General features: G+C 58.3%; 6 protein-coding genes. All 6 read right to left on the reverse strand.

Translation table 11 applies throughout. The annotated features are described in order from the left end of the window. Positions 1 to 83: 83 nt before the first annotated feature. Positions 84 to 845 (reverse strand): CDP-diacylglycerol--serine O-phosphatidyltransferase, encoded by a 762-nt coding sequence (pssA, locus tag VD811_11515; protein HXV21601.1) that lies wholly within the window; start codon positions 843 to 845, stop codon positions 84 to 86. Next, positions 842 to 1,486, reverse strand: coding sequence for a phosphatidylserine decarboxylase family protein (locus VD811_11520; protein ID HXV21602.1), 645 nt, complete (start codon positions 1,484 to 1,486; stop codon positions 842 to 844). Before VD811_11520 ends, pssA begins: the two co-directional genes overlap by 4 nt. 76 nt (positions 1,487 to 1,562) lie before the next feature. After that, a complete protein-coding gene (ilvC, locus tag VD811_11525; protein HXV21603.1) occupies positions 1,563 to 2,615 on the reverse strand; it encodes a ketol-acid reductoisomerase in 1,053 nt (350 codons plus the stop codon). Between the two features lie 84 nt (positions 2,616 to 2,699). Continuing rightward, entirely contained in the window at positions 2,700 to 3,197 is a 498-nt protein-coding gene (gene ilvN / locus VD811_11530; protein ID HXV21604.1) for an acetolactate synthase small subunit, read from the reverse strand. A gap of 125 nt (positions 3,198 to 3,322) precedes the next feature. Further along, positions 3,323 to 5,020, reverse strand: a complete 1,698-nt coding sequence (gene ilvB, locus VD811_11535) for a biosynthetic-type acetolactate synthase large subunit (GenBank protein HXV21605.1) — start codon at positions 5,018 to 5,020, stop codon at positions 3,323 to 3,325. Positions 5,021 to 5,114: 94 nt separating this feature from the next. Then, on the reverse strand, positions 5,115 to 5,468 hold a 354-nt coding region (locus VD811_11540; GenBank protein ID HXV21606.1), incomplete at its 5' end, for a dihydroxy-acid dehydratase.

A 5,468-nucleotide genomic window follows, 5' to 3' on the forward strand; every position in this document is an offset into this window, starting at 1 on the left:
GTTGTCAACAATTATCCCGGCTGACGAAGTGCAGCTGCATGTTTTTTCAATGGCACCAACCAGGATTTCACCACACCGAAACACTATCCGGTGTGCTTCGTCCGCTGGGTCAAGCGCAGCAGATAACCGATCGGGCCGGAAATCGTATAGCAGCTGAACAGGAAAAAAAACATGATCTGCGGCTCGGCGACAATGACAACGATGATGAAGATGGCCAGAACAAGAAAACCGAAAGGCTGTCGTTTGACCAGTTCGGGATCCTTGAAAGAATAATAGCGGAAGCTGCTCACCATCAGGAGCGCGAGCACGTAGATCAGGATCAGCACCGAGAGCTTCCTGATCGTCCCTGATCCTCCCAGGTGATAGAAAAGGATGACGCAGGCGGCCACCATGGAGGCTGCTGCCGGGATCGGCAGGCCGACGAAGCGCTTCGACTCTACCGTTGTTACCTGCACGTTGAAACGTGCCAGGCGCAGGGCACCGCAGACCACATAGAGGAAAGCCGCCAGCCAGCCTAGCTTGCCGAAGGGCTTTAATGCCCAGGCATACATGAGCAGTCCGGGTGCAACGCCGAAAGCCACCAGGTCGGCCAGGGAGTCGTACTCGACACCGAATTTGCTGGTGGTGCCGGTCAGGCGCGCAACTTTTCCATCGAGGGCATCGAAGATGGAGGCGACCAGGATGAACCAGGCGGCCGTGAGAAAGCTGCCGTTGAGGGTCGAGACGATACCGTAAAAACCGGCGAAGAGGCTGCCGGTGGTGAACAGGTTCGGGAGGATATAGACCCCTCGGCGCAGGCTTTCGCGACGGTCGTAACCCTCGACCCCCTGATGCTCTTCGCTCATTGCAGGTAGGCCAGTATTGTTTCGCCAGCAACGGTGTGGTCACCGACCGTGGCTAGCACATTGGTGCCGGGTGGGAAGTAGACGTCGACTCGCGAACCGAAACGGATCAGACCGTAACGCTGGCCCCGCTCCAACAAGTCGCCGATCACCGGGTAAGTGACGATCCGGCGGGCGATAAGTCCGGCGATCTGGACTACCAGCAGGCGCTGGCCGCCGTCGGTTTCGAGCAATATCCCTGCCTGTTCGTTCTGCAGGCTCGCCTTGTCGAGAGAAGCATTGAAAAATTCGCCCTTGTTGTAGAACATGTCGACCACCTTGCCGCCAATGGGAACCCGGTTGACATGCACGTTGAATACCGACATGAAAATGCTGACCTTGATGACCCGGCCCTGAAAATACCGCTCCTCCGGGACTTCGCCGACGAAAATAACCTTGCCGTCGGCAGGCGAGACTACCGCACCCGGCTCCTGTGGTATGCATCGCTCGGGGTTACGGAAGAAATAGACCGTAAACAGGGTCAGTCCGAGCAGCAACAGGGTCAGGAATCCCCAGCCGAGCAAAGCAAAAACCAGGGTGATAAAAGCAAAAAGGGCGATAAAGGGATACCCTTCACTCGCCACGGGCTGATTCTGGTTGCGCACTTTTTAGATCCCTTCAGCAGTTGGGAGCAATAAAAGGCCGGAAGGAAGCTCCTTCCTTCCGGCCTTCCTGCCGCTCTCAGTTCTTGCTCTTGTCGACGATCTTCTGAATCCAGGGCATCATGCTGCGCAGCCGCTCGCCAACCTGCTCGATGGGGTGGGCGGCATTGAGGCGACGCCGTGCAGTCATCTCCGGATAGTTGGTCTGCCCTTCGAGGATGAAGCGCTTGGCGTATTCACCATTCTGGATGTTGGTCAGGCACTCCGCCATCGCCTTGCGGCTCTCGGCATTGATCACCTTCGGACCGGTGACGTATTCGCCGTATTCGGCGTTATTGGAGATGGAATAGTTCATGTTGGCAATCCCGCCCTCGTACATGAGGTCGACGATCAGCTTGAGCTCATGGAGACACTCGAAGTAGGCCATTTCCGGAGAGTAACCGGCCTCGACGAGGGTTTCGAACCCGGCCTTGACCAGTTCCACTGCCCCACCGCAGAGGACCGCCTGCTCGCCGAACAGGTCGGTCTCGGTTTCATCCTTGAAAGTGGTTTCGATGATGCCGGTTCTTCCGCCGCCGATGGCGCTGGCATAGGAGAGTGCCACGTTCTTGGCCTTGCCCGAGGCGTCCTGGAAGATCGCAATCAGGTCCGGAATGCCGCCGCCCTTGACGAACTCGGAACGGACGGTGTGCCCGGGAGCCTTGGGGGCGATCATGATCACGTCCAGATCGGCGCGCGGCACAACCTGGTTATAGTGGATGCTGAAGCCGTGGGCAAAAGCCAGGGTGGCCCCCTTTTTCAGCTTCGGCTCGATCTCGTCCCGATAGAGCCGGGACTGGAACTCGTCAGGAGTCAGGATCATCACCAGATCGGCGGCCGCCACGGCTTCAGCGACATTCTTGACGGTCAGACCGGCATTTTTGGCCTTGATCGCCGAGGCGGAACCTTCGCGCAGGGCGACAGACACCTCGACGCCCGAATCCTTGAGATTGTTGGCGTGGGCATGCCCCTGGGAGCCGTAGCCGACGATGGCCACTTTCATCCCCTGAATAATGGACAGATCGGCGTCCTTGTCGTAGTAAACTTTCATTCCTTTTTTCCTCCTCGAAACGCGATGGTAATACCGGAAAATGGCCTGCCCTTATAACACAGGCCGATGCTTTCTGCCAACCCTTTTCATCCGAACCTCGGGGAAAAGCAGGGCTTTCTTAAAAACTCATTCCGTCCCCCGCCATCCTTTGGGACCACGGCCCAGGACAACCGGACCGGAGCGAACGAGCTCCTTGACGCCCATGGGGCGCAGCAGTTCAACGATCGCATCAACTTTGGCCGGGGCGCCGGTGATTTCCACAGTATAGGACCGGGGGGTAACATCGACAACCTTGGCGCGAAAGATGTCGACGATGCGCAGCACTTCGGCCCGGGTCTCTTCCTCCGCGGTCACCTTGATCAAGGCCATCTCGCGTTCTACATAATCTTGCCCGGTAAAGTCGATGACCTTGATGGTATCGATCAGCTTGTTGAGCTGCTTGTTGATCTGCTCGAGGATCTGCTCATCGCCGCGGGTAACGATGGTCATGCGGGAGATGCTGGGATCGAGCGTCGGCGCCACCGAGAGGCTTTCAATATTGAAACCACGCCCGGAGAAAAGGCCGGCCACCCGGGTCAGAACTCCGAACTCGTTTTCGACGAGCACGGAAATGGTGTGTTTCATGGGAACAATCTCCTTGTTAATGGCAATACAGCGACACTGGGAAATTTTGCCGACTCATGGGACCGGGGGGGGGTTAATGAGATCTATATGTCTTATTTGTTCCCCTCGTCCCATAAAAAATACTCTCAGGAAGCCAACACCATCTCGTTGAGTCCTGCCCCGGCGGGGACCATCGGCATGACATTTTCCTCACGGGCCACCTTGAATTCCATAATCACCGGCCCGGGCGTCGCCAGCGCAGTCTTGATCACCGCTTCAACTTCTTCGGGCGTTGTGGCCCGCAAACCCGTAGCACCGTAAGCCTCGGCCAGCTTGATGAAGTCGATGGGGAGCTCCATGCAGGTCTGGCTGTAGCGCCGATCGAAGAAGAGCTGCTGCCATTGACGAACCATGCCGAGAAAATTGTTGTTGAGAATGGCAATCTTCACCGGCAGACGGTATTGAACAAGCGTCGCCAGCTCCTGGGAATTCATCTGGAAGGAACCATCGCCGGAGATATCGATGACCTGACGATCGGGGCAGGCAGCCTGGGCACCGAGCGCGGCAGGCAGACCGAAGCCCATGGTGCCGAGCCCGCCTGAAGTCAGAAAGGTCCGCGGCTGGGTGAAACCAAAGAACTGCGCCGTCCACATTTGATGCTGGCCAACCTCGGTAGTGATGATCGCGTCATCGCGGGTCAACTCTCTCAGTTTCTCGATGACGAACTGGGGCTTGATGATCTTGTCGGAAGGCTTGTAGCTCATCGGATGTTGTTTCTTCCAGCCGGCGATCTCGTCCCGCCATGGACCGAGAGCCTCCGCCAGTGCCTTGACCTCGTCGCGGTGCTCGATTAGCTTGGCAACGATCGTCTGCAACACGTCCTTGAGGTCGCCGACTATCGGCAAATCGACCCGCACGTTCTTTTTGATCGAAGTCGGGTCGATGTCGATATGGATGATCTTGGCGTGCGGCGCAAAGGTTGCAATCTTGCCGGTCACCCGGTCGTCGAAGCGCGCGCCGATGGCCACCAGCAGATCCGCGTTGGTCACCGCCATATTGGCGCAATAGGTGCCGTGCATCCCCAGCATCCCCAGACAGAGGGGGTGACGCTGCGGAAAGGAGGCCATCGCCATCAGGGTGGTGGTCACCGGAGCCTGGACCATTTCGGCGAAGTGCAGCAACTCGCCGCTGGCGTCGGAGAGGGTGGCGCCACCGCCAACGTAGAGCACAGGCTTCTTTGCGGCCAGGATCATCTTGACCGCCTTTTCCACCTGCCGCACGTTGCCGCTGTAGGTCGGCTTGTAGCCGCGAATCTCCACCGTATCCGGGTAGTCGAATTTGGTGGAGGCGAGTTGTACATCCTTGGGCAGATCGATCAGGACCGGCCCAGGCCGGCCGGTCCTGGCAATGTAGAAAGCCTGCTTGACAATCCGGGCGAGTTCCTTGACGTCTTTGACCAGGTAATTGTGCTTGGTAATCGGCCGGGTGATGCCGACGATGTCCGCTTCCTGAAAGGCGTCGTTGCCGATCAGGGGCGTGGGAACCTGACCGGTAATGATCACCATGGGGATGGAATCCATGTAGGCGGTGGCGATGCCGGTAACGGTGTTGGTCGCCCCCGGACCACTGGTGGCAATAGCCACCCCGACCTTGCCCGTCGCCCTGGCATAGCCGTCGGCGGCGTGTACCGCTGCCTGTTCGTGCCGCGTCAGGATGTGTTTGATCGGATAGTCCATCAGGTCATTGTAAATATTGATGACCGTTCCCCCGGGGTAGCCGAATACGGTGTCCACCCCTTCGAGCTGCAGGCATTCCAACAGGATCTGTGATCCGGTTTTTTTCATTGCATCTCTCCTCCAGAAAAATCAGGCAGAAAGCTCAAGGCTAAAGGCAAAAGGGAAACCCTTAGCCTTTGGCCTCATGCCATTAGCCGCGAATTTAAGCTTTACAAACTGCCCCGGTATTTGCCGAGGTCACGACCTTGGCATAGCGGGCAAGCCAGCCGGTTTTGATCTTGGCTGGCGGCGCCTGCCAGCGGCTGCGCCGTTCGGCCAGGGTCTGTTCATCAACCTGCAGCTCCAGCCGCCGGTTCGTAATATCGAGGAGAATGCGATCCCCTTCCTCGACCAGCGCAATGGGCCCGCCTTCGGCCGCCTCGGGCGAGATGTGGCCGATGCAGGGGCCGCGGGTCCCTCCCGAAAAACGGCCGTCGGTGATCAGCGCTACGCTTTCGCCGAGACCCAGCCCCATCAGGGTGGCGGTCGGCGCCAGCATCTCGCGCATGCCGGGGCC

This window comes from Desulfuromonadales bacterium, from assembly GCA_035620395.1.
Taxonomy (GTDB): Bacteria; Desulfobacterota; Desulfuromonadia; order Desulfuromonadales; family DASPGW01; genus DASPGW01.